Genomic DNA, 23,474 nt, shown 5'->3' with positions numbered 1-23,474 from the left:
TCGTCGTGGGTGCCGTTCTCTTGCTGAGCGGGTGTGCCGGGGAGCCGCCGGGTGCGGTTGATCAGCCGATCGGTTCGACCCCTTCGGTGGTGCCCGGTGCGTCGGCGACGAGTGGTCCGACGTCGTACGCGGCCTGCATGCGCTCGTACGGGGTGACGAATTTTCCGGAACCGGACGCCTCCGGCGGCTACCGCATCCCCGACGAACTCGGAATCGATCCCGGTTCGCCCCAGTACCAGGCTGCCTACGAGGCCTGTCAGGGGCTCGCGTAGCGGGGTCTCTTCCGGAGCACGGGTCGCGGGACCCGCCCCCCACCCCGCGATCCGCCCGGTTCGTCGAGTCGGCGAGCCGGTGGAAAAAGGACCGGTTGGGCCGTCGCGCGGCGGCCCAACCGGTTCGACCCTGCCGGCCCGGAATGCCGCTACTGGAATAACTGTCGACCGATCGCACGGGGACGTCCAACTGATTTCTGTCCGGTTGGACGCGCGGCCTCCGCTGATAGTCGGTTGGACGACATTGTCCAGCAAGCCCGGCCATGCGATTCTAAGTGCCAGGACAGGCTCTCCCAATTACGCGGGCGCCGGAGGGAATTCCATGGCGGGACGGCACGGCGGCGATAATGTCGGCTCAAGTGGAGCCGCATCAGCCGAAGAATCGCGGGGTCTGCGAAAGGTCGACCTGCACGCGAGCATCTCCGATCCGGTCCTGGACAGCATGACCTTTCTGAATGAGGTTACCCTGCGCTATCCGGAGGCGATCTCCTTTGCGCCGGGCCGCCCGTACGACGGTTTCTTCGATACCGAGGAGATCTTCGGTCACATCCGCCGGTATCTGGACCACCTGATCGACCGGGGTGGCTCGCCACAGCAGATTCGCACCGCGATGTACCAGTACGGCACCACCGCTGGCCAGATCCGCGAGATCATCGCCGACTCGCTGCGGGTGGACGAGAACATCGACGTTCCGGCGGAGTCGATCGTGGTGACGGTCGGCGCGCAGGAGGCGATGCTCCTGGTGCTGCGCGCCCTGATCACCGGTCCGGACGACGTCCTGCTGGTCTCCAGCCCCTGCTACGTGGGCATCACGGGTGCGGCCCTGCTGCTGGACATCGCCCTGGCTCCGGTCGAGGAGCCGGAGAGCGGGTTCTCCTGTGCCGTGCTGGAGGCGGTCATCCTGGAGGAGCGCGCCCGCGGGCGGCGCCCCCGGGCCTTCTACGTGGTGCCCGACCACTCCAACCCGTCCGGTATGACGATCGGTCCGCAGGCCCGGGCCGAGCTACTGGAGCTGGCCGAGCGCTACGACCTTCTCATCCTGGAGGACAGCCCGTACCGGTTGGTCAGTCCCGGGTCGCCGCTGCCGACGCTGAAGTCTCTCGACCGCGCCGGTACGGTCGTCCACCTCGGGTCGTACTCGAAGACGGTCTTCCCCGGTGCCCGGGTCGGGTTCGTCATCGCCGATCAGCGGATCGTGGACGACCAGGGCCGGACCAGCCTGCTGGCGGACGAGCTATCCAAGATCAAGAGCATGGTGACGGTCAACACGTCGTCGCTGAGCCAGGCGGTGGTCGCCGGCACGCTGCTCGGCGTCGACGGCAGGATCTCGGAGCTGAACGCCAAGGCGGCGAGCTACTACGGCGACGCGATGCAGTGCACGCTCCGGCAGTTGGAACAGCATCTTCCGGCCGACCACCGGGCGGCGCTGGGTGTCCGGTGGAACCGTCCCACCGGCGGCTTCTTCCTGACCATGCAGGTCTCGTTCCGTACCGACGACGCAGCGTTGACCCGGTCCGCGCAGGACTTCGGCGTGATCTGGACCCCGATGAAGTACTTCTACCCCCTTGGCGGTGGCGACCACGGCCTCCGGCTGTCGATCAGCTATCTGACGCCGGACGAGATCGAGCAGGGCGTCGCGCGACTCGCGAATTTCATCGAGGCGGAGACCCGTCGGCACGGGGACCGCCTCGGGCCGCCCGATGCAGGTGTCAGCGGCGAGGCATGACCATACGGTGCTCCTGAGAGGCGGACGATGAACACGTCACGGCAAGAAGAATTCGACGTGGTGGTGGTGGGCGGCGGGCCGGCTGGCTCGACGCTCGGATCACTCGTGGCGATGCAGGGACACCGGGTCCTGCTGCTGGAGAAGGAGACCTTCCCCAGGTACCAGATCGGCGAGTCGCTCCTGCCGTCCACCATCCACGGCATCGGCCGGCTGCTCGGTGTGACGGAGGACCTGGCCAAGGCCGGCTTCCTGCAGAAGCACGGTGGCACCTTCCGGTGGGGCGCCAATCCCACCCCGTGGAACTTCACCTTCTCCGTCTCGCCGAAGATCGCCGGCCCGACCTCGTTCGCCTACCAGGTGGAGCGGAGCAAGTTCGACAAGATCCTGCTCGACAACGCGGTCCGGAAGGGCGTCGAGGTCCGCCAGCAGTGTTCGGTGTCGGACGTCATCGAGGACGACGGCCGGGTGGTCGGCGTCAACTACGTCGACGCCGCCGGCACGGAGCGCCAGGCCTTCGCCAGGTACGTCGTCGACGCGTCCGGGAACACCAGCCGGATCTACAAGCGGGTCGGCGGAAACCGGGAGTACTCGGAGTTCTTCCGCAGCCTGGCGCTCTTCGGGTACTTCGAGAACGGCAAGCGGCTCCCACCGCCGAGCTTCGGGAACATCCTGTGCGCCGCGTTCCCCAGCGGCTGGTTCTGGTACATCCCGCTCAGCGACACGCTGACCAGCGTGGGTGCGGTGGTTCGTCGGGAGGACGCCGCCAAGATCCAGGGAGATCCGGAGAAGGCCCTGCACGACCTCATCGACGAGTGTCCGCTGATCCAGGAGTACCTGGCCGACGCGACCCGGGTCACCACCGGTCAGTACGGGCAGATCCGGGTCCGCAAGGACTACTCGTACCACCACACGACGTTCTGGCGGCCTGGGATGGCGCTGGTCGGCGACGCGGCCTGCTTCGTGGACCCGGTGTTCTCGTCCGGGGTACACCTGGCGACCTACAGCGGCCTGCTCGCTGCCAGGTCGATCAACACCGTGCTGGCCGGACGGCTGGACGAGCAGCCGGCGTTCGACGAGTTCGAGGTCCGCTACCGCCGGGAGTACGGGGTCTTCTACGAGTTCCTGATGTCGTTCTACGACATGCACGTCGACGAGAACTCGTACTTCTGGCAGGCGAAGAAGGTGACCCGGAACAGCCACACCGAGCTGGAGTCGTTCGTGTCGCTGGTCGCCGGAATGACCTCCACCGACTTCGAACTCTCCGACGCCGAGTCGGCCGCGATGAGGTTCAAGGAGCGGTCGACGGAGTTCGCCGACGCGGTCGACAACCTGGTGAGCCAGGAGCAGCACAACATGGCCCCGCTGTTCAAGTCGTCGGTGGTGCGGCAGGCGATGCGGGAGGGCGCGCAGGTGCAGACCCGTGCTCAGCTGGGCGAGTACGCGGGCGCGGAGGCGCCGATCTTCGAGGGCGGACTGATCGCCTCGACCGACGGCATGTTCTGGGAGGCGCCGAGCGGGTCCCGGTGACGTCGAGCGCCGGAATCCGCGACCAGTCGGCCGGCTCATAGGGTGGGACAACCGATTCACCAATGCGGCCCGATGAGCCGGCGCCGCCCAGACGGCGAAGGAGCGACATGGCCCTGCGAGCGATCCGAGGCGCGACCCAGGTTGAGGCGAACGAGCGGGAGTTGATCCTGGAGGCTACCGCCGAACTCGTCACCGAGGTCATGACCCGCAACGAGTTGATGATCGACGACGTCGTCAGCGTCATCTTCACCACCACCTCCGACCTGACGGCCGAGTTTCCCGCGGCCGCCGCCCGCAAGCTCGGCTTCGGGGAGGTCCCGCTGCTCTGCGCGGCCGAGATCGACGTGCCGGGGGCGTTGCCCAGGGTGGTCCGGCTGATGGCGTACGTCGAAACCGAGCGGACGCGCGGCGAAATCCGACACGTCTACCTGCGCGGTGCCATCGCCCTGCGTCGCGACATCGCGCAGTAGGTCCCTGCCGACCACTCCCACCGAGATCGAGGAGCCCACGTGCTAGCCGCTCCAGTGCCACCAATCGCCGCGCATCCGCTGCTGGTCTTCCTGCTCCAGGTAGGGCTGCTCCTGCTGCTGGCGATCCTGCTGGGCCGGCTGGCCGTACGGCTCGGGCTGCCGCCGATCGTCGGTGAGCTCAGCGCCGGAGTGCTCCTGGGGCCGTCGCTGTTCGGTTGGCTCGCTCCCGGGATCTCCGGTTGGCTGCTGCCGGCCCAGGCCGACCAGGCGCACATGCTCGACGCCGTCGGGCAGATCGCCGTGCTGTTGCTGGTCGGGCTCACCGGTATCGAACTGGATCTGTCGATGCTGCGTCGGCGCGGCGGCACCGCGCTGCGGGTCAGCATCTCCGGGCTGGTCATTCCGCTCGCCTTCGGGATCGCCCTCGGCTACCCGCTGGCCTCGTTGCTCGCGGTCAACAGCGACGCGACGGTGTTCGCGCTCTTCCTCGGTGTGGCGATGTGCGTCAGCGCGATCCCGGTGATCGCGAAGACGCTGATGGACATGAACCTCATGCATCGCGACGTCGGGCAGTTGACGCTCGTGGCCGGCATGGTGGACGACGCATTCGGCTGGTTCATGTTGTCGGTCGTCTCGGCGATGGCCGTCGGCGGGCTGACCGCCGGCGGAGTCACGCTGGCCCTCGTCTACCTGATCCTCGTCGTGGTGGTCGCGGTACTGGTGGGCCGCCCGGTGGTCCGGCTGGCCCTGCGGCTCAGCAGCGGCTCGGAGGAGCAGACCGTCGCCGCCGCCGCCGCGATGATCCTGCTGGCCGCGGCCGGCACCCACAGCCTGGGGCTGGAGGCCGTCTTCGGCGCCTTCGTCTGTGGCATCCTCATCGGTTCGAGCGGAGAGTTCGCGCGGGCCCGGACGGCCTCCCTCCGGACGGTCGTACTGGCCTTCCTCGCCCCCGTCTTCTTCGCGACGGCGGGGCTGCGGATCGACCTTCGGGCCCTGACCGATCTGACCGTGCTCGCCGCCGCCGTGGCCGTACTGCTCACCGCGATCGTCGGGAAGTTCGCCGGCGCGTACCTGGGCGCCCGGCTGAGCCGGCTCAACCGGTGGGAGGCCCTGGCGCTCGGTGCCGGCATGAACGCCCGCGGCGTGATCGAGGTGATCGTGGCGATGGTGGGCCTGCGGCTGGGCATCCTCAACACCGCCTCGTACACCATCATCGTCCTGGTGGCGGTGGTCACCTCGGTGATGGCGCCGCCGCTGCTCCGGGTGGCCATGCGGCGGCTGGAGACCACGCCGGAGGAGGAGTCGCGGTTGCAGGAGCGGTTCGCGGTCTCCGCGTCGAGCGGCGCGGGTGCGGCATCGGGCCGTTGACGCCCCGGCGTCGGGATGACGTGGCCAAGGGACGGCCCTATCCGGGGGCACCGCCCAGCAGCGAGTCGCCGAGCGACGTGCGGTGGTAGAGGACGGACCGGCCGTCCCGCCTGGCCGAGACGATGCCGGCTCCGTGCAGGGCCTTGAGATGGACGCTGAGGGTGGGCGCGGCGAGGTCGAGCTGGCAGGCCAGTTGGGTGGTCGACATCGGCAGGTCCAGTTGGGCGAGGATGGCGGCCCGGCTGCGCCCGAGGACCACGGCCAGCGGTGAGTCGTGCGCGACGGCGGAACTCTCCCAGAGCCGGCCGAGACCGCGCGGCGAGTACGTCACGGTGGGCGTACCCGGATCGGCGGTCCGGACTATCACGTCGGGCCAGGCGAACACGCAGGGCACCAACAGCAGTCCACGGTGCCGGAGATCGGCGTGCCCCTCGTAGTACTTGACGATCCGCAGGGTGTCGTCATGGAAGCTCACCAGCGGATGCAGCGTCCGGAACAGCTGCCGCAGGCCGCCGCTGGCGAGTTCCTCCAGCCGGTAGGTCAGGTCGGCCTGTAGCAGTGCCCGGATCCGTGGCCAGTACGGCGCGACGGCCGCCCGCCAGTACCGTTCGAGTACGGCCACGATCCTGACCAGTGCCGCCTCGGGCGCGGCGACGAGGTCCCGGAGCAGCGCGGTCCGGCGCGTACCGCCCGGCCCACGTTGGGCGACCCGGTGGTCGGCCAGGTGGGCCAGTTGCCCGGCGACGGCGGCCGGATCGGTGGCGGCGACCTCGGCCAGTCCCGCCTCGAAACTGGACAACCGCTGCGACGGCGAGGGCATCAGGAAATCGGGGATGTAGCCGGCCGGTCGGACCAGGGCGGTGAGCAGATCCAGGTCGTCCTCGGCCAGCCGGCCGCCGAGCTGTCGGGCCCAGGGCGCGTGCAGCCTGGTCGCGGAGTCGGCGGAGAGCGCCCGCACGCTGGTCACCACCTCTTTCATCGGGGAGATCGCGAAGCGGATCCGGCTGAGGTCCTCGGTGCTGAGATGAAGGTGGATCACGTGGGTAGATTAGGGCCTGGGCTAATCCTGGCCAACCACGGCGACGCTCGGCAGGCTTCTCCACATGACAACTGCGGTATTACCTCAGGCGTACGAGCGGCTGCACCACGCGGGACCGGAGTGGGGCGAGAACGTCCTGACCAATCACGGCCCGATGGCCGTGGAGGTGCTGGTCCGGCGCGGGCACGCGGCCCGGGTGACGGGCTGGCTCGACCGGTACGTCGGGCGGCTGGACGAGCTGCCGGCGGCCCGTGCCGCGGTCACCGACCTGAACTGGCGGGAGGCGTTGGGAGACGAGCGCCGGATCGGTGACTGGACGGCGTACCTGACCCGCGAGGTCACCGAGCAACCGTGGCGGGACGTGCTCGGCCGCTGGTGGCCCCGGCTGCTGCCGGGCATCGTGGCGGGTACCACGCACGGTGTGATCCGGGTCGGGCATGCGGTCCGGGCGCTGCTGGCCGGCGACGAGAGCGGGCCGGTACTGGTCGAACTCGCACACGGACTGGCGTTCTGGGCGGCCCGGTTCCGCTCGGTGCCCGGCGGCGCGACCCCGGGCGGCCGGATGTCGGCGTCCGCCGCGTTGGCGGCCGTTCCGAACCTGGACGTGCCGCACGGCAGCGTCGCGGAACGGCTCGGCCGACTGCCCGACCTCGCCGGCTGGACCAGCGGAGTCGCGGCGCTGCGGGCACCGACCGGACCGGAGGACGCCCGCGCGATCCTGGCCGACCTGGTCACCGCGGCGACCCTGCGGTACCTGCGCCACGGGCACGGCAGCCCGGTGTTGCTGGTGCACACCGCGACCGCGCCCAACGCCGTCCTGCACACCCTGCCGGCGTTGCCGCCGACTCTCTGGTCGGCCAGCCTGGCCGCGGCCTGGTCGGCCAGCGCGGCCGTGAGCAGCGCGTACGGGGCTCGCCAGGCGGCGGATCCGGCCGAACTGCCCGCCCCGACCGGCGGCCCGGACGCGGTGACCGACCTGCTCGACTGGGCGGTCGGACACGGCGACGAGCACGTCATCAAGTTCGCCGACACCGCGGCCGACGTGTACCAGCGGACCGGCGATCCCGAGGCACTGGCGGCCGCGCTCCGGGCCGGGCAGCTCATCCGCTGACACCCCCGATGTCGGGCCCTCGGCTCGCGGGAGCAGCTCGGCCCCTGCCCGCCGGACGGGCGAGAGGCGCAGCCGGGCACGGCAGCCCGGCCGGACTCGCGTACGGCTCCGGGGTACGCCGCGCCTACCATGGGTTCCGGCGGTCGGCCGCCTACCGGGGCCGGTTCCGGATCGCGGGAGTGGAGCCGGCGCGACGGGGGGAGAGCGACGTGAACCGGCGCGGTCTGCAGGTGGTGCTCGGGCTCCTGGCCACCGTCGCGGTGGCCTCGGGCCTGTCCGGAATGCTGGCCGGGCCCGCCGCGCTCCCCGGTGCCGGGCCGGTGGACGCCACTGTGGACAGTGGGTTCCGGTACGCCAGCACGTTCTGGTTCGCCGCCGGTGTCCTGGCCTGGTGGGCGGTGCCACGGGTGGAACGCGCCAGCACGGTGTTGCGGCTCACCCTCGGCGTGGTGATCCTCGGCGGATTCGCCAGGTTGCTGGCCGTGCTCGCCTCGGGCTGGCCGCACCCGGTCTATCTCGGCACGCTCGTCGTCGAACTCGTGGTGGTTCCGCTGGTCCTGCTGTGGCAGGCCGGCGTCGCCAGGGCCGCCCGCCGGACGGAGCCCCCGGCGTCCTGATGACGGTCGTTCGTCGTGACCCTGGCGGATCGCCGGCCGTGCTGGCAGCCTTCTCTGGAGGATCGGCGATGACCACAGGAGGTAGCACCATCAGCGCACTGAAGGTTCTCTACATCGGCGGCAGCGGAATCATCAGCTCCGCCTGTTCCCAGCTGGCGGTCGAGCGCGGCATCGAACTCACCGTACTCAACCGGGGCACCACCACCCGGCGGCCGCTGCCGGCGGAGGCGACCGTGCTGCGGGCGGACATCCGCGATCCGGACTCGGTCCGCGCGGCGTTGGGCGGTCGGGAGTTCGACGCGGTCGTCGACTGGATCGCGTTCACTCCGGGCCAGGTCCGGACCAGCATGGAGCTGTTCCGGGAGCGCACCGGCCAGTACGTCTTCATCAGCTCGGCGTCGGCCTACCAGACCCCGCCCGCCCGGCTGCCGATCGTGGAGTCCACGCCGCTGCGCAACCCCTTCTGGCAGTACTCCCGAGACAAGATCGCCTGTGAGGACCTGCTCGTCCGGGCATACCGTGACGAAGGGTTCCCGGCCACGATCATCCGCCCGTCACACACGTACGACCGCACCCTGGTGCCGTTCGACGGTGGCTGGACCGTGCTGGACCGGATGCGGCGGGGCCGGGAGATCGTCGTACACGGGGACGGCACGTCACTGTGGACTCTCACCCACCACACCGACTTCGCGAGCGGGCTGGTCCCACTGCTCGGCCATCCGGCCGCGGTGGGCGACGTCTTCCACATCACCTCCGACGAGGTGCTGAGCTGGAACCAGATCGCCGAGACGCTGGCCGCGGCGGCGGGGGTGTCGGCCCGGATCGTGCACGTGCCGTCGGACGCCATCGCGGCGGCCGACCCGAACTGGGGTGCCGCCCTGCTCGGCGACAAGGCGCACTCGATGGTGTTCGACAACTCCAAGCTGCGCGGCCTGGTGCCCGACTACGTGGCCACCGTGCCGTTCGCGCGCGGGGCACGCGAGATGGTGGACTGGCACGACGCCGACCCGGCCCGGCAGCGGATCGACACCCGGCTGGACGCGGTGATGGACCGCCTCGTCGAGGCGTACCGGGTACGGGACCTGATTCCGGCCGGCGGCGACGCCGGGTGACCGGGCGAGGCCCGGCGGAACAGTCGCCGGCGGGGCCCGGTCACGACCGGGCCCGCGCCGGCACCCCACGGGCGCGTACCGAGTAGAGCCAGGCGCCGACCCGGGCCGTGTCGGGCGCGGCGGGCAGCGGGGTACGGCTGAGCGCGTCGTCCAGCTCGGCGTGCAGGGCGAGGCGCCAACTCTCCACCGCCGACCAGGCGACCTCGCCCCGGCGTACGGCCAGCAGCCGGTCGCGGTGTGCGCCGACGTCGAGGGTCAGCCGACCGTGCCGGAGCAGGTCGCCCGCCGAGAGAAGCAGCCGGAGCAGGTGCATCACGTGCTTCCACCGGGGCTGGCCGTACTGCCGCAGGTCGGCTTCGATCTTCTTGAACTGGCTGAGCACGTAGCCGGAGTAGGTCTGGTAGGCCAGTTGGGAGAGGAAGGCCGGCCGCAGCGCGAGGAGTTCCTCGCCGACCGGGGTGAGGGTGAGCACGGTGCCCGAGTGCAGCACCTCCAGCAGGTTCGGATTGGCCTTCAGCGCCAGCTCGCAGAAGCGCTCGACCTCCCAGGAGAACTGGTCCGGTCCCGGCCCCTCCAGGTGGCTGGGCGGCTTGGTCAGCGACCAGAACGCGGGCGTGGGCGCGACGTAGACGCCTCGGATGTCGGTGTCGGACCCCTCGGTGTCGAGGCCGAAGGCGCGGGAGCCGACGACGGCGGCGTAGACGGTGTGCCGGGCGAGCAGATCCGTTCCGTCCACGGCCGGCGGCCCCGTACCGACCGCCGCGGACTGCTGGTGCGCCTTGCGCAGCGCGAGCTGTCCGCGAGGACTCCGTAACCGTCGTCCGTCGGCGAGCTGGACCAGGTAGTCGTCGTCGGTCTCGTCGTACCCGACGACCCGGCCGGTGGCGCCGCGCTGCACCCGTACGCCCTCGGTGTCGGCGGCGGTCTGCCGGAGCACCACCTGGGTGCCGGCCGGTAGCTGGGGCGCCGACGGTGGTCTCCTCGACATGGTTGTCATGCTGCCGTACCGGTGGTCCCACCCGGCACCGGGAGTCACTCCGGTCCCGCCAGCCCCACCCGGGTCGGTCCCTGTCGTACCCGGCGACGACAATCGGGTGATGTTCCTCGCCACGCGGGCCGGTCGGGCCGGACGGTCCGCAGCCCTGACCGGCGGAGTGGGTACGCTCGCTACCGGCGTGGGGCCCGGCCCGACGGCCAGCGCCGATCACCGGCGCACACCGGCAATTCTGGGAGTTCACCTCGTTGACTGCACAGCCTGAAATCCTGTACGGAGCCGACGACCTCACCCACCTCGAGGGTCTGGACGCGGTCCGAAAGCGGCCCGGTATGTACATCGGGTCGACCGACAGCCGTGGTGTGGGTCACCTCTTCAACGAGATCGTGGACAACTCCACGGACGAGGGTGTCGCCGGTCACGCGACCCGGGTCGAGGTCACTCTGCACGCCGACGGCTCGGTGCAGGTCGACGACGACGGTCGGGGCATCCCGACGGACGTGCACGCCAAGTCCGGGCTCTCCGGCGTCGAGCTGGTCCTCACCCGGCTGCACGCGGGCGGCAAGTTCGGCGGCTCCGGCTACAAGACCTCCGGCGGCCTGCACGGCGTGGGCGCCTCGGCGGTCAACGCCCTGTCCCGGCGATTCGACGTGACCGTCCGGCGCGGCGGGCAGATCCACCAGATGTCGTTCCAGCACGGTGTCCCCGGAGTCTTCGACTCCCCGGGTCCGGGTGCGGCGTTCAGCGCGCGCCCGGGTCTGCGCCTGCTCGGCAAGCTGAAGCGCGGCGAGTCCACCGGCACCTCCATCCGCTACTGGTACGACGCCCGCTACTTCGAGACGGGTGCCGGGCTCGACGTCGACGCCGTCCGGGCGAAGCTCCGGCACACCGCGTTCCTGGTGCCCGGTGTGACGTACGTGCTGCGGGACGCCACCGGCGGTGCGATCAGCGCGGAGACGTTCCACTTCCCGAACGGCCTCACCGACATGGTGGACTTCCTGGCCCCGTCCGCGGACAAGCCGGTCTCCGGCACGCTGCTGATCACCGGAACCGGCAGCTACCGGGAGAACGCCGCCGACGCCAACGGGGTGATGCAGAGCAACGTCGAGCGCCGGGCCGAGGTCGAGGTCGCCTTCCGCTGGGGCACCGGCTACGACCGGACCGTCGAGTGTTTCACCAACACGATCCGGAACGTGCACGGCGGCACCCACCGCAAGGGCTTCGAGCGCGGCGCCACCCGGGCCCTGGTCGAGGCGATCCGGAACGCTCGCGGCCTGCTCAAGCCGAAGGAGGATCCGCCGGTCCTCGACGACATCCTGGAGGGCATCACCGCGGTCGTGCACGTGCGGATCCCCGAGCCGCAGTTCACCTCGCAGACCAAGGACGAACTCTCCACCGCGCCGGTGACCAAGGTCGTCCAGGCGGTCGTCGAGCAGCACATCCGGGCCTGGCTGGACGATCGGAAGACCAAGGCCGAGGCCCGTACGGTGCTGCAGAAGATCGTCGACGCGGCCCGGGTCCGGCTCACCCAGAAGCAGCAGAAGGACGCCGCCCGGCGCAAGACCGCGCTGGAGGGCGCGTCGATGCCGCCGAAGCTGGTGGACTGCCGCTCCACCGGGGTCGAGCGCAGCGAGTTGTTCATCGTCGAGGGGGACAGCGCCCTGGGTACCGCCCGGATGGCCCGCTCGTCGGAGTACCAGGCGCTGCTGCCCATCCGGGGAAAGATCCTCAACGTCCAGAAGGCCAGCCTGCAACAGGTGCTGGACAACGCGGAGTGCTCGGCGATCATCCAGGTGCTCGGCGCCGGCTCGGGACGTACCTTCGATCCCGCGTCGCTGCGGTACGGGCGCATCCTGATCATGGCGGACGCGGACGTCGACGGCTCGCACATCCGTACTCTGCTGATCACGCTGTTCGCGAAGTACATGCGGCCGGTGATCGAGGCCGGCCGGCTGTACGCGGCGGTGCCTCCACTGCACAAGATCAGCACCAAGGGCAAGAACCCGGAGACCTTCTACACCTACACCCAGGCGGAGATGGCCAGCACCGTCGCCCGGCTGGAGAAGACCAAGAAGCAGGTCGTCACCCCGATTCCCCGGTTCAAGGGGCTCGGTGAGATGGACGCCGACGAACTCTGGGACACCACGATGAATCCGGCCAGCCGTTCGGTCCGGCGGATCACCATGGACGACGCCGAGGCGGCCGAGGAAGTCCTCGAACTGCTGATGGGTGAGAAGGTCGAGCCCCGGAAGAACTGGCTCATCGAGTCGGCGAACCGGGTCGACCAGGACGCCATCGACGCCTGAGGCGTCGCCCAGCGAGCAGGGTTCGAACGACAGCGGCCGGGCGTACCGGCCGAGCGACGGAAGAGAGCGCGAAGTCATGGCACGCCGTACGGGCAAGGGACCGAAGGCCGACCTTTCCGCCTTCGACCAGGCGGGGGCGCGGATTCTCGACAATCCGCTGGCCACCGAGGTCGAGGACTCCTACCTGGAGTACGCCTTCTCGGTGATCCACTCGCGTGCCCTGCCCGACGCGCGGGACGGCCTCAAGCCGGTGCACCGACGCATCCTCTACTCGATGAGCGAGCAGGGCTACCGGCCTGACCGGGCCCACGTGAAGTCCGCCCGGGTCGTCGGGGATGTGATGGGTAAGTACCATCCGCACGGCGACACCGCGATCTACGACGCGATGGTCCGGCTGGCGCAGGACTTCTCGCTCAACGCCCCACTCATCGACGGGCACGGGAACTTCGGATCCCCGGACGACGGACCGGCCGCGGCGCGTTACACCGAGGCCCGGATGTCCCGCGAGGCGATGCTGCTGGTCAGCGAGCTGGGCGAGGGGACGGTCGACTTCCGGCCGAACTACGATGGTTCGCTGACCGAGCCCTCGGTGCTGCCGGCGGCGTTCCCGAACCTGCTGGTCAACGGCACCTCGGGGATCGCGGTCGGGATGGCCACGAACATGATCCCGCACAACCTCGGTGAGGTCGTCGCGGCGGCCCGCTGGCTGATCGACCACCCGGACGCGTCCCTGGACCGGCTGATGGAGTTCGTGCCCGGCCCGGACCTGCCGACCGGCGGGATACTGCTCGGCCTGGACGAGGTGCGCAGGGCGTACGAGACCGGCCGGGGCGTGGTGCGGATGCGGGCCCGGGTCGAGACCGGGCCGCTGGAGGGCAGCCGGGGCCGGCAGGCCATCACGGTGGTCGAGCTGCCGTACGGGGTGGGCGCCGAGAAGATCATCGAGGCGATCACCGACGAGGTACGCGGCAAGATGATCACGTCCGGCCCGCGCAAGGGGCAGCGGCAGGCGGCCCGGTTGCAGGGCATCGCTGACGTCAAGGACCTCACCGACCGGGAGAACGGCACCCGCCTGGTCATCGAGTGCAAGGTCGGGGTCAACCCGCAGGCGCTGCTGGCCGACCTCTACCGGCTCACCCCGCTGGAGCAGTCGTTCGGGGTCAACAACCTCGTCCTGGTGGACGGGCAGCCGCAGACCCTCGGGCTCAAGCGCCTGCTCGAAGTCTTCCTGGCCCACCGGTACGAGGTGGTGACCCGGCGCAGCACGTTCCGGCGGCAGAAGCGGCGGGACCGGCTGCACCTGGTCGACGGTCTGCTGATGGCGCTGCTCGACATCGACGAGGTCGTCCGGCTGATCCGCGGCAGCGAGAACGCCCAGGCCGCCAAGGACGGCCTGATGGCCCAGTTCGGGCTCTCCGAGATCCAGGCCACCTACATCCTGGACACCCCGCTGCGCCGGCTCACCAAGTTCGACCGGATCGAGCTGGAGGTCGAGCGGGAACGGCTGCGGGACGAGATCTCCGCGCTGTCGGCGATCCTGGACGACGACGCCGTGCTCCGCAAGGTGGTCTCCGAGGAGCTGGCGGCCGTGGTCGAGGACTTCGCGACGAAGCGGCGTACCACCCTGATCGACGGTGACCTCAAGGAGGTGCTGGCGGCATCCGTACCGGCCGGACCGCTGGAGGTCGCCGACGACCCCTGCCAGGTGATCCTCTCCGCGACGGGGCTGGTCGCCCGGACCGCCGCCGAGTCCGAGGAGAGCGCCGAGGGGCGCCGCCGCAACGGCCGGACCAAGCACGACGCGGTACGCGGGGTCGTGCACACCACCGCACGTGGTCAGGTGCTGCTGGTGACCAGCACCGGGCGGGCGTTCAAGACCGACGTACTCCCGTTGCCGGTGCTGCCGGAGCAGGCCGGCACGGTCTCGCTCAGCGGCGGCATGTCCACCTCGGAACTGGTGCCGCTGGAGCCGGGGGAGACGGTGGTCGGCCTGGCTCCGCTCGGTGACCGCGACGCCGGGTCGCCCGGCCTGGCACTCGGTACCCGGCAGGGCGTGGTCAAGGTCTGCGCCCCCGACTGGCCGGTCCGGTCGGACGAGTTCGAGGTGATCGGCCTCCGCGAGGACGACGAGGTGATCGGCGCCACCTGGCTCACCGACGGCGCCGAAACGCTGGTCTTCGTCACCTCCGACGCCTCGCTGCTGCGGTTCCCCGCCACCCTCGTCCGGCCGCAGGGCACCAAGGGCGGCGGCATGGCCGGGATCAACCTCGGCGCCGGCGCCCAGGTGGTCTTCTTCGGCGCGGTCCGCACCGACGAGGACGAGCACGGCGAGCCGATGGTGGTCACCTCCAGCGGCAGCGGGGTGAAGGTCACCCCGTTCGCCCTCTACCCGGCCAAGGGCCGGGCGACCGGCGGGGTACGGGCGCAGCGCTTCCTCAAGGGCGAGTCCCGGCTGGTCGTCGCCTGGGTCGGCCCGCGCCCGGTGGGCATCAGCAAGCGCGGGGAGCCGATGACGCTGCCCGAGCCGGATCAGCGCCGGGACGGTTCCGGCGTGGCCATGTTCGGTCCGGACAAGGTGGGTCACCTGATCGAGCGCGGCTGACCCGCTCGGCAGCGTCGACAAGGGATCGAGACATTCGTCCACAAGAATTGCCGCGAAGCGGTCTTGAGCCGCCAATCATCGGGAACTGACTGGGTCAGGGGCACCTCCGGCACCACCGGAGGACCCCCGTCCCGGCCCCAGCGGAACCGATGGAGGTTGTCGTGGCCATCACCAGCGACACCGGCGGCACTCCGGCCAAGACCGATGTGGAAAAGGCGTTACTGGGCGGCAGCACCTACCGCAGCCTCGGGGAGCAGCGCCTCTCCCCGGCAGAGGAGCGGTTCGAACGGGGACGCCGGACCACCGGCCTCTGGCTCGCCCCGTTGGTCTCGATCGTCTTCCTGGCGCTGCCCATCGACATGGCGGGCAACCAGCAGACCCTCGCCGGCATCCTGCTCGGCGTCATCGTGCTCTGGGTCACCGAACCGGTACCCATCCCGGTCGGCGGGCTGATCGGGGTCGCCGCCGTCGTCGTACTCGGGGTCGCACCGGCCGCCGACGTGCTCGGACCGTTCGGATCCTCGACGGTCTTCACCTTCATCGGCGCGTTCATCCTGGCCCAGGCGATGCTCAAGCACGGGCTGGCCCGGCGGTTCGCCTTCCGGATGCTGTCGCTGCCCGGGGTCGGCAGGACCACCGGGCGGGTCATCATCACCTTCGGCCTGATCACCTGCGCCCTCTCCGCCTTCGTCTCCAACACCGCCACGGTGGCGATGCTGCTGCCGACCGCGCTGGGCATCCTCGCGGTGATCGCGAAGCTCATGCAGGACCGGGGTATCGCCAAGGCCGACTTCGACCCGACCCGGCTCCGGGTCGGCATCGCGCTCATGCTGATGCTCGCCTACGGGGCCAGCGTCGGTGGGCTGCTCACCCCGGTCGGCACCCCGCCCAACCTGATCGGTCGGGACCTGATCGCGGAGGCCACCGGAGAGAAGATCTCCTTCGCCGAGTGGATGGTCGTCGCGTTCCCGATCTGCGCGCTGATGTTCCTCGCCCTCGCCGTCGTGCTGCTGCTGTTGAACAAGCCCGAGATCCGGCACATCGAAGGCGTCGCCGAGTACGTCGCCAGCGAGCGGGCCAAGCTCGGTCCGCTGTCCCGCGCCGAACGCAACACCCTGATCGCCTTCACCGTGACGGTCGTGCTGTGGATCACCCCCGGTGTGGTGGCGCTGGCCTGGGGCAGCGACTCCAGCCAGTACGAGTGGATCAGCGGGCGGCTGAACGAAGGGATCGTGGCCGTACTCGGCGCCTCGCTGCTGTTCCTGCTCCCCACCGACTGGGGTAGCCGGCAGTACACGCTCAACTGGAGCGACGCGGCCCGGATCGACTGGGGCACGATCCTGCTCTTCGGCACCGGCATCATCTTCGGCGCGCTGCTGGAGGAGACCGGCCTGGCCAAGACGATCGGTGACGGCAGCGCCGACCTGTTCGGGCTGAGCAGCGTCGTCGCGATCACCGCGTTCGCCGTGGTGCTGGCGATCATCATCTCCGAGACGACGAGCAACACGGCATCGGCTGCGGTGGTCGTACCGATCATCATTCCGGTGGCCGTCGCCGCCGGGGTCAACCCGTTCGTGCCCGCGCTGGCGGCGACCTTCGCGGCGTCGTTCGGCTTCATGCTGCCGGTCTCCACCCCACAGAACGCGATCGTCTACGGCTCCGGCGTCGTACCGATCACCAAGATGATCCGCTCCGGCTTCTCCTTCGACATCCTGGGCGCGATCCTGATCCTGCTGCTCCTTCCGCTGATGGTCGCGATCGTCGGGCTGGGTGGCTGATGGCGCCGGCGAAGGGCGGGACGGATCCGCAGCGGATCGCGGTCATCCCCGGCGACGGCATCGGCGTCGAGGTGACCGCAGCGGCCCGGCAGGTCCTCGACGCGGTGGCGCAGCGGCACCGGATTCCCCTGTCGTACCAGGAGTTCGACTGGTCCTGCCAGCGGTATCTCGCGGAAGGCGCGATGATGCCGGCCGACGGCCTCGAACGACTGCGCCCCGCCGACGCGATCCTGCTCGGCGCGGTGGGCTGGCCGGGGGTGCCCGACCACGTCTCGCTCTGGGGGCTGCTCATCCCGATCCGCCGGACGTTCCGGCAGTACGTCAACCTGCGTCCGATCCGGGTGTTCGAGGGGGTGGTCAGCCCGGTCCGCGGCGCCCGGCCGGGCGAGGTGGACCTGGTCGTGGTCCGGGAGAACGTGGAGGGGGAGTACAGCGAGATCGGCGGGCGACTGGGGCGGGGGACCCCGGAGGAACTCGCGGTGCAGGAGGCGGTCTTCACCCGGGCCGGAGTCTCCCGCATCGTCGACTACGCGTTCGCGCTGGCCCGGACCCGGCGGTCGTACGTCACCTCGGCCACCAAGTCGAACGGGATCGTGCACACGATGCCGTTCTGGGACGAGGTCGTCGCGGAGCGGGCCGCCGGGTACGCCGACGTGCGCTGGGACTCCGAGCACATCGACGCGCTCGCCGCCAAACTGGTCCTGCAACCCGAACGGTTCGACGTGATCGTCGGGTCGAACCTGTTCGGGGACATCCTCAGCGACCTCGGCGCAGCCGTGGCCGGCAGTATCGGCATCGCCCCGTCGGCCAACCTCGATCCGACCCGTGCGTTTCCGTCGATGTTCGAACCGGTGCACGGTTCGGCACCCGACATCGCCGGCCAGGGCGTCGCCAACCCACTCGGCGCGGTCTGGTCCGCCGCCATGATGCTCGACCACCTGGGCCACCCCGACGCCGCCACCGACGTTGTCGCGGCGATCGAGGCATGCCTACTCGATCCCGCTACCCGAACCCGGGACCTCGGCGGCACGGCCGACACCCGGGCCGTCACCGACGCCCTGCTCCGCCATCTGGTGTAAGGAAGGGCCCCTTCTTATCGTTTTCTGTAGAAGAAGGGCCCCTTCTTAACCGGAGGGCCTACGTACGGGCGGTTCGGGGTCGGTGACGTCGGCGATGGTGGTGGAGGTGCTGGGGGTGGCGAGGGCGGCCAGCGCCTCGTCGGCGGCTAGTGCGACGGCGGCGCCGTGCTCGCCGGTGCCGAGGGTGATGGTCCGGCCACGGATCCGTTCGTCCGCGACGACCGGCCACGCGGTGTGGGAGCCGAACGGGGTGATCGTGCCGCGCTCGTAGCCGGTCGCCGACCTGGCCTCGTCGGCACCGGGCAGGGACAGCCGGTTGACGCCGAGCACCGCGCGCAGTTTCGGCCAGGAGATGACCCGGTCACCGGGTACCAGCACGAAGACGAAGTCGTGCTCGCCCCGGCGTACCACGATGGTCTTCACGACGTCCGGGACCGCGACCCCGATCACCTCGGCGGCCTCGGCCACGCTCCGCACCGGGCCGTGCCGGATCACCCGGTGTGGGATCCCGGCCGAGGTGAGGGCGTCGAGGGCGGCACCGGACATGACTGCACCGTACCGCGCCGATCCGGCGGTCCCGGTCCGATCCGACGCGGCGGAGCACCGTGACCCCGGCCTGGACGCCCGGACATCGAGGCGAGGGCAACCATTCACCGACGGCTCGCCCGGCGGTTGACTGGCCTGCATGACCGACGCATCGATCCTGCTCCACCGGGGTACGGCCGTAGTGGCCGCCCGGCTCCGGGCCGGTTGCGGCGGCGCGGGCACGGGTCTCCGGCCACTGCCACGGCACGCCCGGTACCCGGCGCGCGGCGCCCAGCGCCGGGTACCACTGGATCGACAGGTAAGGAAGGAGTCGACGATGTCCACCGATGCCAGCACCCAGCCTCGAACCCCGGTGACCCCGCGCTCCGGGGAGGAGGGCGGACCCGTCGGCCGGGAGATCCGGCTCGTCGCCCGCCCGACCGGCGAGCCCGGCCCGGAGAACTTCGAGCTGGTCCGCAGCGCGGTGCCGGCGTTACGGCCCAACCAGATCCTGGTCCGGAACACCTGGATGTCGGTCGATCCGTACATGCGGGGGCGGATGGACGACCGGAAGTCGTACATCCGGCCGTTCCGGCTCGGCGCCGCGCTGGAGGGTGGCGCGGTCGGCGAGGTCGTCTCGTCCCAGGTGGACGGGATCCCGGTCGGGGCGAGCGTCTCCCACTTCCTCGGCTGGCGTGAGTACGCCGTACTGGACGGTGCGGACGCGACGGTCGTCGACACGACGATCGCGCCCGTCGAGGCGTACCTGGGGGTGCTCGGCATGCCGGGACTGACCGCGTACGTGGCGCTCACCGACACCGCCCCGGTACGTCCTGGCGACGTCGTCTTCGTCTCGTCCGCCGCGGGTGCGGTCGGCACCGTCGCCGGGCAACTCGCCCGCAAGTTGGGTGCCGCCACGGTGATCGGTTCGGCCGGCGGCCCGGAGAAGGCGCGACGCCTGGTCGACGACTTCGGGTTCGACGCCGCGATCGACTACCGGGCCGGTTCGGTCGCGAGCCAGTTGGCGGCGGTCGCGCCCGGAGGCATCGACGTCTACCTGGACAACGTCGGCGGGGACCATCTCGTGGCGGCCCTCGGTGCCCTGCACGTCGGTGGCCGGGTCGCGCTGGTCGGCGCGATCAGCACCTACAACGCCACCGCTCCGGTGCCCGGTCCGGCCAACCTCTCGCTGGCCGTGAGCAAGCGGCTCACCCTGCGCGGCATGCTCGTGACCGACCACCTCAAGCGGTTCCCCGAGTACATCGCGCTGGCCACCGGCTGGCTGGCCGACGGCACGCTCCGCAGCGAGACGACCGTGGTGGAGGGCATCGAGCAGGCGCCGGCCGCCTTCCTGGGCATGCTTCGCGGCGCCAACACCGGAAAGATGCTCGTCCGGCTCGGCGACTGACCGCCGGGTCGGCGCCGTCGGGCGGTGGCCGTCGTCGGGTCTGGGCCGTCGGGCGCCGTCCGCCGGTGCGCTGTCGCCCGCTGTCCGCAATGGACGGCGGGCCACGCGACGGTTCGAAACAAATCGGCAACCTTCTCTGATTGGTTGTCGAAACACACCCCTTACAGACTCGGCGTCCCATGGATCTTCATACAGGGGGCGGCATGAACGATCATGAGCAGTCCGCGGTGAGTCGTCGGGGTTTTCTGCGTGCGGTCGGGGTCAGCGGCGGAGCGGGCGCGATGCTCGCCACGATGGGCGCCCTGGGGCTCGCCCCGAGCGCCGCCGCATCGGTGGTACCGGCCTTCCGTGCGCCGACCCGGTCGGACTTCCACCTGACCGGTCGATCAGGCGCCCGGGTCGTGGTCCTCGGCGGCGGCGTTGCCGGCCTCGCGGTGGCGTACGAGCTGGGCAAGGCGGGGTACGACTGCACCGTGCTGGAGGCGCGGAGCCGGGCCGGCGGCCGGAACCTGACCATCCGGGGCGGCTCGGTGGAGACCGACCTCGACGGTCACACCCAGCGGGCCAGGTTCTCCGACGGGGTCTACTTCAACGCCGGACCGGGCCGGATAGCGCAGTGGATGGTCACCATGGACTACTGCCGCGAGCTGGGCGTCCCGGTGGAGGTGTTCACGAACGCCAACGCGGACGCGTGGATCTACAACGAGTCGGCCGGTATGACGGCGCCGGTGCGCTACCGCACCGCCAAGGCCGACGTGTACGGTTACGTCTCCGAGCTGCTGGCAAAGGCGACCGACCAGGGCGCGCTGGACGACCGGCTCAGCGCCGACGACAAGCAGCGACTGCTGTCGTTCCTGCAGAGCTACGGCGCGATCGGCGGACGCACCAACGGATGGGCGTACACCGGCACCGGTCGGCGCGGGTACCTCGACTATCCGGGCGCGGGGAACGACGAGGGCGTTCCGTTGGGTGCCCCACCACCACTGGCCGACGTCTTCGCCAGCAACGTCGGCCGGTACTTCTCCTTCGAGCTCGGCTACGACCAGGCCATGCTCATGTTCCAGCCGGTCGGCGGGATGGACCAGATCCCCAAGGCGCTGGCCAGGGCCGTCGGCACGCATCGCATCCAGCTCGGCGCCGAGGTGACCGGGGTGACCGACCGGGGCGGCAAGGTCGAGGTGACGTACCGGCAGGGTGGCCGGGACCGGATGATCCGGGCCGACTTCTGCGTGGCGACGATGCCGCCGCACCTGATGGCCCGGGTGCCGCACAACCTGGGCACCGATGTGACCGCCGCGCTCGCCAGCTTCCCGACCACCGCCTCCGGAAAGATCGGTCTGGAGTACCGCAGCCGTTGGTGGGAGTTGGACCAGCGCATCTACGGGGGAATCACGGAGACCGATCTCGACCTGTCGCACATCTGGTACCCGTCGTCCGGCTTCCACGGCCGGCGCGGGCTGATCGTCGGCTACTACAACACCGGGGCGAACGCGCGGACGTACAGCGCACTCACCCCGGCCCAGCGGGCGGAGCGGGCGGTCGCCCAGGGAGTGAAGATCCACGGCGACAAGTACCGCACCGAGCTGGCAACCTCGTACTCGCACGCCTGGGACCGCACCCGCTACCTGGAGGGGGCCTGGACCTCTCCGCCACACGGCACCGCCGGCTACAACCTGCTGCTCCAGCCGGCCGGCCGGGTCTACTTCGCCGGGGACTGGCTCAGCCACGAGACGGCCTGGCAGCACGGCTCGTTCGTCTCCGCCCGGACGGTGGTCACCGCGCTGCACCGACGGGTGATGTCGGACTGAACACGACGGCGGGCAGCGGAGGCGCGGGGCGCCGCGTTCAGAGCAGTGGCGCGACGTCCCGGCTGATCGGCACGGCCAGTACGCTCGGGCCGTCCGTGCCGAGCGCGGTCCGGAAGGCGGCCCGGAACTCGTCGACCGTCTCCACCTGGTAGGCCGTGCAGCCGTAGCCTCGGGCGATGCCGGGGATGTCGAGCCCCGGCAGGTCCAGGCCGGGCACCCCCGAGGCGTTCTCCAGCTCGGCGAAGGCCTTCAGGACGCCGTACTCCTGGTTGACCGGCACCACGAACACCACCGGCAGCCGTTGTTGGGCCGCGGTCCAGAGCGCCTGCGGGGAGTACTGGAACGAACCGTCCCCGATCACCCCGATCACCGGCCGGCGCCGCCCGGTGTCCCGCTCGGCCAGCGCGATGCCGACCGCCGCCGGCAGCGCGAACCCCAGACCGCCGCTGGACATCTTGAAGTACGACCCGGGCCGGGTGATGATCAGCTGTCGGTGCAGCGCGCTGAGGTTGGACGGGGACTCCGGCACGACGATGCCGTCCGTCGGCCACTCGTCGGCGAGGGCGGCGAAGAGCGCCTCCGGGGAGAGCGGAACACCGGGCTCGGTGGTCGGCGCGCCGGGCCGGGCCGGCGGCATCGGCCGGTCCATCGGGGGCAGCTGCGCGGCCAGTGCGGCACAGGCGAGCGTGACGTCCCCGACCAGGCTGTCCCCGACCGGTGCCCGGGCCGCCTCGGACGGATCGTCGGTGACGTGCAGCAGCCGGGTACCCCCGGGGAGGTATCCGTGCGGACCGGGGATGTACGGGTAGTAGCGGAACACCGGTGCCCCGATCACCAGAACCGTGTCGTAGCCGGCCAGTTTCTCGGCGAGCGGGCCGATGGCCGGCGGCAGCAGCCCCTGGAACTGCGGGTGGTCCTGCGGAAAGCCGATGCGGTCCGCGAACGGCGGCTGCCAGACCGGTGCCCCCAGCCGTTCGGCCAGGGCGACGGCCTCGGCCCAGCCGCCGCTGCGGTCGATGCCGGCGCCGATCACCAGCATCGGGTTCCGGCTCCGCGCCAGGATCTCGACGAACTTGGCCAGTACCTCCGGATCGGGCGCGACCCGGGTGCTCACCCGGCGTACCACCGGAGGGCCGGAGGCCGGCTCGTCCCAGTCGTCGAGCGGCAGCGACAGGTAGACCGGGCCGGCCGGTGCCTGCACGGCGGTGGCGTACGCCCGCATGAACGCCTCCGGGATGTCCTGGGCACGCAGTGGTTCATGGCTCCATTTGACGTACGGCTCGGGTAACTGGGTCGGGCGCACATTCGTCAGCATCGGTTCGAACAAATTCATCGTCCGGGTCTGTTGGCCAGCGCTGACGATCATCGGTGTCTTGTTGTGCCAGGCGGTGACGAGGCTGCCCATTCCGTTTCCGGTGCCGGGTGCGGTGTGCAGGTTGACGTGTACGGGTCTTCCGCTCGCCTGGGCGTAGCCGTCCGCCATCGCGACCGCGGAGGCCTCCTGGAGGGCCAGTACGTAGGTGAAGTCGGCCGGAAAGTTCTTCAGGAATGGCTCCTCGGTCGACCCCGGGTTACCGAACACGGTGGTCAGGCCGAGGGAACGGAGCAGGTCGTAGGTCGCTTCGTGCACCGTTGTCATCGGATGGAGCCTCCTGGAGTCCTCGTCCCACGGGCGGACCACCGGGCTAACCCGCTCATTTCCGTCATACCGTACGCGTACATGATCATGCCG

The 23,474-nt window shown here is 70.5% G+C and carries 18 protein-coding genes; 14 read left to right on the top strand and 4 right to left on the bottom strand.

Features of this window, described 5'->3' with window-relative positions; genetic code table 11:
- Positions 1 to 5 precede the first annotated feature (5 nt).
- From ACFP2T_RS36070 to ACFP2T_RS36050, 5 genes are all read left to right on the top strand, one after another.
- Positions 6 to 272 (top strand): hypothetical protein, encoded by a 267-nt coding sequence (locus tag ACFP2T_RS36070; RefSeq protein ID WP_377429935.1) that lies wholly within the window; start codon positions 6 to 8, stop codon positions 270 to 272.
- A gap of 322 nt (positions 273 to 594) precedes the next feature.
- Positions 595 to 1,998: an aminotransferase-like domain-containing protein gene (locus tag ACFP2T_RS36065; RefSeq protein ID WP_377429932.1), complete on the top strand. Its 1,404-nt coding sequence runs from the start codon at positions 595 to 597 to the stop codon at positions 1,996 to 1,998.
- Between the two features lie 27 nt (positions 1,999 to 2,025).
- Positions 2,026 to 3,525: a tryptophan 7-halogenase gene (locus ACFP2T_RS36060; protein WP_377429928.1), complete on the top strand. Its 1,500-nt coding sequence runs from the start codon at positions 2,026 to 2,028 to the stop codon at positions 3,523 to 3,525.
- Positions 3,526 to 3,632: 107 nt separating this feature from the next.
- Positions 3,633 to 3,995: a chorismate mutase gene (aroH, locus tag ACFP2T_RS36055; protein ID WP_377429925.1), complete on the top strand. Its 363-nt coding sequence runs from the start codon at positions 3,633 to 3,635 to the stop codon at positions 3,993 to 3,995.
- Between the two features lie 39 nt (positions 3,996 to 4,034).
- Entirely contained in the window at positions 4,035 to 5,363 is a 1,329-nt protein-coding gene (locus ACFP2T_RS36050) for a cation:proton antiporter (protein WP_377429923.1), read from the top strand.
- Between the two features lie 37 nt (positions 5,364 to 5,400).
- Here ACFP2T_RS36050 and ACFP2T_RS36045 read toward each other — a convergent pair whose 3' ends face one another.
- Positions 5,401 to 6,402 carry an ArsR/SmtB family transcription factor gene (locus ACFP2T_RS36045; RefSeq protein WP_377429921.1) on the bottom strand — a complete coding sequence of 334 codons (1,002 nt, stop codon included), beginning with the start codon at positions 6,400 to 6,402 and terminating at the stop codon, positions 5,401 to 5,403.
- A gap of 64 nt (positions 6,403 to 6,466) precedes the next feature.
- Between ACFP2T_RS36045 and ACFP2T_RS36040 the strand changes: the two genes are divergently transcribed.
- The 3 genes from ACFP2T_RS36040 to ACFP2T_RS36030 all read left to right on the top strand — a co-directional run bounded on the left by ACFP2T_RS36040 (position 6,467) and on the right by ACFP2T_RS36030 (position 9,242).
- Positions 6,467 to 7,513, top strand: coding sequence for a questin oxidase family protein (locus ACFP2T_RS36040; RefSeq protein ID WP_377429919.1), 1,047 nt, complete (start codon positions 6,467 to 6,469; stop codon positions 7,511 to 7,513).
- Between the two features lie 209 nt (positions 7,514 to 7,722).
- On the top strand, positions 7,723 to 8,130 hold the full coding sequence (locus ACFP2T_RS36035; RefSeq protein ID WP_377429917.1) for a DUF4345 domain-containing protein: 408 nt from the start codon (positions 7,723 to 7,725) through the stop codon (positions 8,128 to 8,130).
- A 68-nt stretch (positions 8,131 to 8,198) separates the two neighbouring features.
- Positions 8,199 to 9,242 (top strand): SDR family oxidoreductase, encoded by a 1,044-nt coding sequence (locus ACFP2T_RS36030; RefSeq protein ID WP_377429914.1) that lies wholly within the window; start codon positions 8,199 to 8,201, stop codon positions 9,240 to 9,242.
- A gap of 40 nt (positions 9,243 to 9,282) precedes the next feature.
- Here ACFP2T_RS36030 and ACFP2T_RS36025 read toward each other — a convergent pair whose 3' ends face one another.
- Positions 9,283 to 10,230 carry a nucleotidyltransferase domain-containing protein gene (locus ACFP2T_RS36025; RefSeq protein WP_377429911.1) on the bottom strand — a complete coding sequence of 316 codons (948 nt, stop codon included), beginning with the start codon at positions 10,228 to 10,230 and terminating at the stop codon, positions 9,283 to 9,285.
- A 215-nt stretch (positions 10,231 to 10,445) separates the two neighbouring features.
- Here ACFP2T_RS36025 and ACFP2T_RS36020 point away from each other — a divergent pair, with 215 nt between their 5' ends.
- From ACFP2T_RS36020 to ACFP2T_RS36005, 4 genes are all read left to right on the top strand, one after another.
- A complete protein-coding gene (locus tag ACFP2T_RS36020; protein ID WP_377429957.1) occupies positions 10,446 to 12,542 on the top strand; it encodes a DNA gyrase/topoisomerase IV subunit B in 2,097 nt (698 codons plus the stop codon).
- A gap of 76 nt (positions 12,543 to 12,618) precedes the next feature.
- Positions 12,619 to 15,144, top strand: coding sequence for a DNA gyrase/topoisomerase IV subunit A (locus ACFP2T_RS36015; RefSeq protein ID WP_377429908.1), 2,526 nt, complete (start codon positions 12,619 to 12,621; stop codon positions 15,142 to 15,144).
- Positions 15,145 to 15,305: 161 nt separating this feature from the next.
- Positions 15,306 to 16,922 (top strand): SLC13 family permease, encoded by a 1,617-nt coding sequence (locus tag ACFP2T_RS36010; RefSeq protein WP_377429906.1) that lies wholly within the window; start codon positions 15,306 to 15,308, stop codon positions 16,920 to 16,922.
- Positions 16,922 to 18,001 (top strand): tartrate dehydrogenase, encoded by a 1,080-nt coding sequence (locus ACFP2T_RS36005; RefSeq protein WP_377429903.1) that lies wholly within the window; start codon positions 16,922 to 16,924, stop codon positions 17,999 to 18,001. The genes ACFP2T_RS36010 and ACFP2T_RS36005 overlap by 1 nt, the downstream gene beginning before the upstream one ends.
- Before the next feature lie 45 nt (positions 18,002 to 18,046).
- On the opposite strand, the gene ACFP2T_RS36000 is transcribed toward ACFP2T_RS36005, so the two are convergent.
- The gene (locus ACFP2T_RS36000) at positions 18,047 to 18,547 is read right to left on the bottom strand and encodes an aminoacyl-tRNA deacylase (protein WP_377429900.1); all 501 of its coding nucleotides are present in this window, start codon (positions 18,545 to 18,547) and stop codon (positions 18,047 to 18,049) included.
- Positions 18,548 to 18,686: 139 nt separating this feature from the next.
- Here ACFP2T_RS36000 and ACFP2T_RS35995 point away from each other — a divergent pair, with 139 nt between their 5' ends.
- Both ACFP2T_RS35995 and ACFP2T_RS35990 read left to right on the top strand, forming a co-directional pair.
- Positions 18,687 to 19,934, top strand: a complete 1,248-nt coding sequence (locus ACFP2T_RS35995; RefSeq protein ID WP_377429897.1) for an NADP-dependent oxidoreductase — start codon at positions 18,687 to 18,689, stop codon at positions 19,932 to 19,934.
- A 203-nt stretch (positions 19,935 to 20,137) separates the two neighbouring features.
- Entirely contained in the window at positions 20,138 to 21,742 is a 1,605-nt protein-coding gene (locus tag ACFP2T_RS35990; protein ID WP_377429895.1) for a flavin monoamine oxidase family protein, read from the top strand.
- A 37-nt stretch (positions 21,743 to 21,779) separates the two neighbouring features.
- Here the strand turns inward: ACFP2T_RS35990 and mdlC are convergent, their stop codons facing one another.
- The gene (gene mdlC, locus ACFP2T_RS35985; protein WP_377429892.1) at positions 21,780 to 23,381 is read right to left on the bottom strand and encodes a benzoylformate decarboxylase; all 1,602 of its coding nucleotides are present in this window, start codon (positions 23,379 to 23,381) and stop codon (positions 21,780 to 21,782) included.
- Positions 23,382 to 23,474 lie beyond the last annotated feature (93 nt).

Source organism: Plantactinospora solaniradicis, from assembly GCF_042658085.1.
Classification (GTDB): domain Bacteria; phylum Actinomycetota; class Actinomycetes; order Mycobacteriales; family Micromonosporaceae; genus Plantactinospora; species Plantactinospora solaniradicis.
The sequence above is the reverse complement of the archived record's forward strand: the minus strand, read 5'-3'. Positions and strand labels throughout refer to the sequence as shown.

Excerpts from the sequence above, each read along its gene's own strand:
- ACFP2T_RS36065 (WP_377429932.1), top strand. The coding sequence starts at position 595 with ATGGCGGGACGGCACGGCGGCGATAATGTCGGCTCAAGTGGAGCCGCA.
- ACFP2T_RS36060 (WP_377429928.1), top strand. The coding sequence starts at position 2,026 with ATGAACACGTCACGGCAAGAAGAATTCGACGTGGTGGTGGTGGGCGGC.
- aroH (WP_377429925.1), top strand. The coding sequence starts at position 3,633 with ATGGCCCTGCGAGCGATCCGAGGCGCGACCCAGGTTGAGGCGAACGAG.
- ACFP2T_RS36040 (WP_377429919.1), top strand. The coding sequence starts at position 6,467 with ATGACAACTGCGGTATTACCTCAGGCGTACGAGCGGCTGCACCACGCG.
- ACFP2T_RS36030 (WP_377429914.1), top strand. The coding sequence starts at position 8,199 with ATGACCACAGGAGGTAGCACCATCAGCGCACTGAAGGTTCTCTACATC.
- ACFP2T_RS36025 (WP_377429911.1), bottom strand. The coding sequence starts at position 10,230 with ATGTCGAGGAGACCACCGTCGGCGCCCCAGCTACCGGCCGGCACCCAG.
- ACFP2T_RS36015 (WP_377429908.1), top strand. The coding sequence starts at position 12,619 with ATGGCACGCCGTACGGGCAAGGGACCGAAGGCCGACCTTTCCGCCTTC.
- ACFP2T_RS36005 (WP_377429903.1), top strand. The coding sequence starts at position 16,922 with ATGGCGCCGGCGAAGGGCGGGACGGATCCGCAGCGGATCGCGGTCATC.
- ACFP2T_RS36000 (WP_377429900.1), bottom strand. The coding sequence starts at position 18,547 with ATGTCCGGTGCCGCCCTCGACGCCCTCACCTCGGCCGGGATCCCACAC.
- ACFP2T_RS35995 (WP_377429897.1), top strand. The coding sequence starts at position 18,687 with ATGACCGACGCATCGATCCTGCTCCACCGGGGTACGGCCGTAGTGGCC.
- ACFP2T_RS35990 (WP_377429895.1), top strand. The coding sequence starts at position 20,138 with ATGAACGATCATGAGCAGTCCGCGGTGAGTCGTCGGGGTTTTCTGCGT.
- mdlC (WP_377429892.1), bottom strand. The coding sequence starts at position 23,381 with ATGACAACGGTGCACGAAGCGACCTACGACCTGCTCCGTTCCCTCGGC.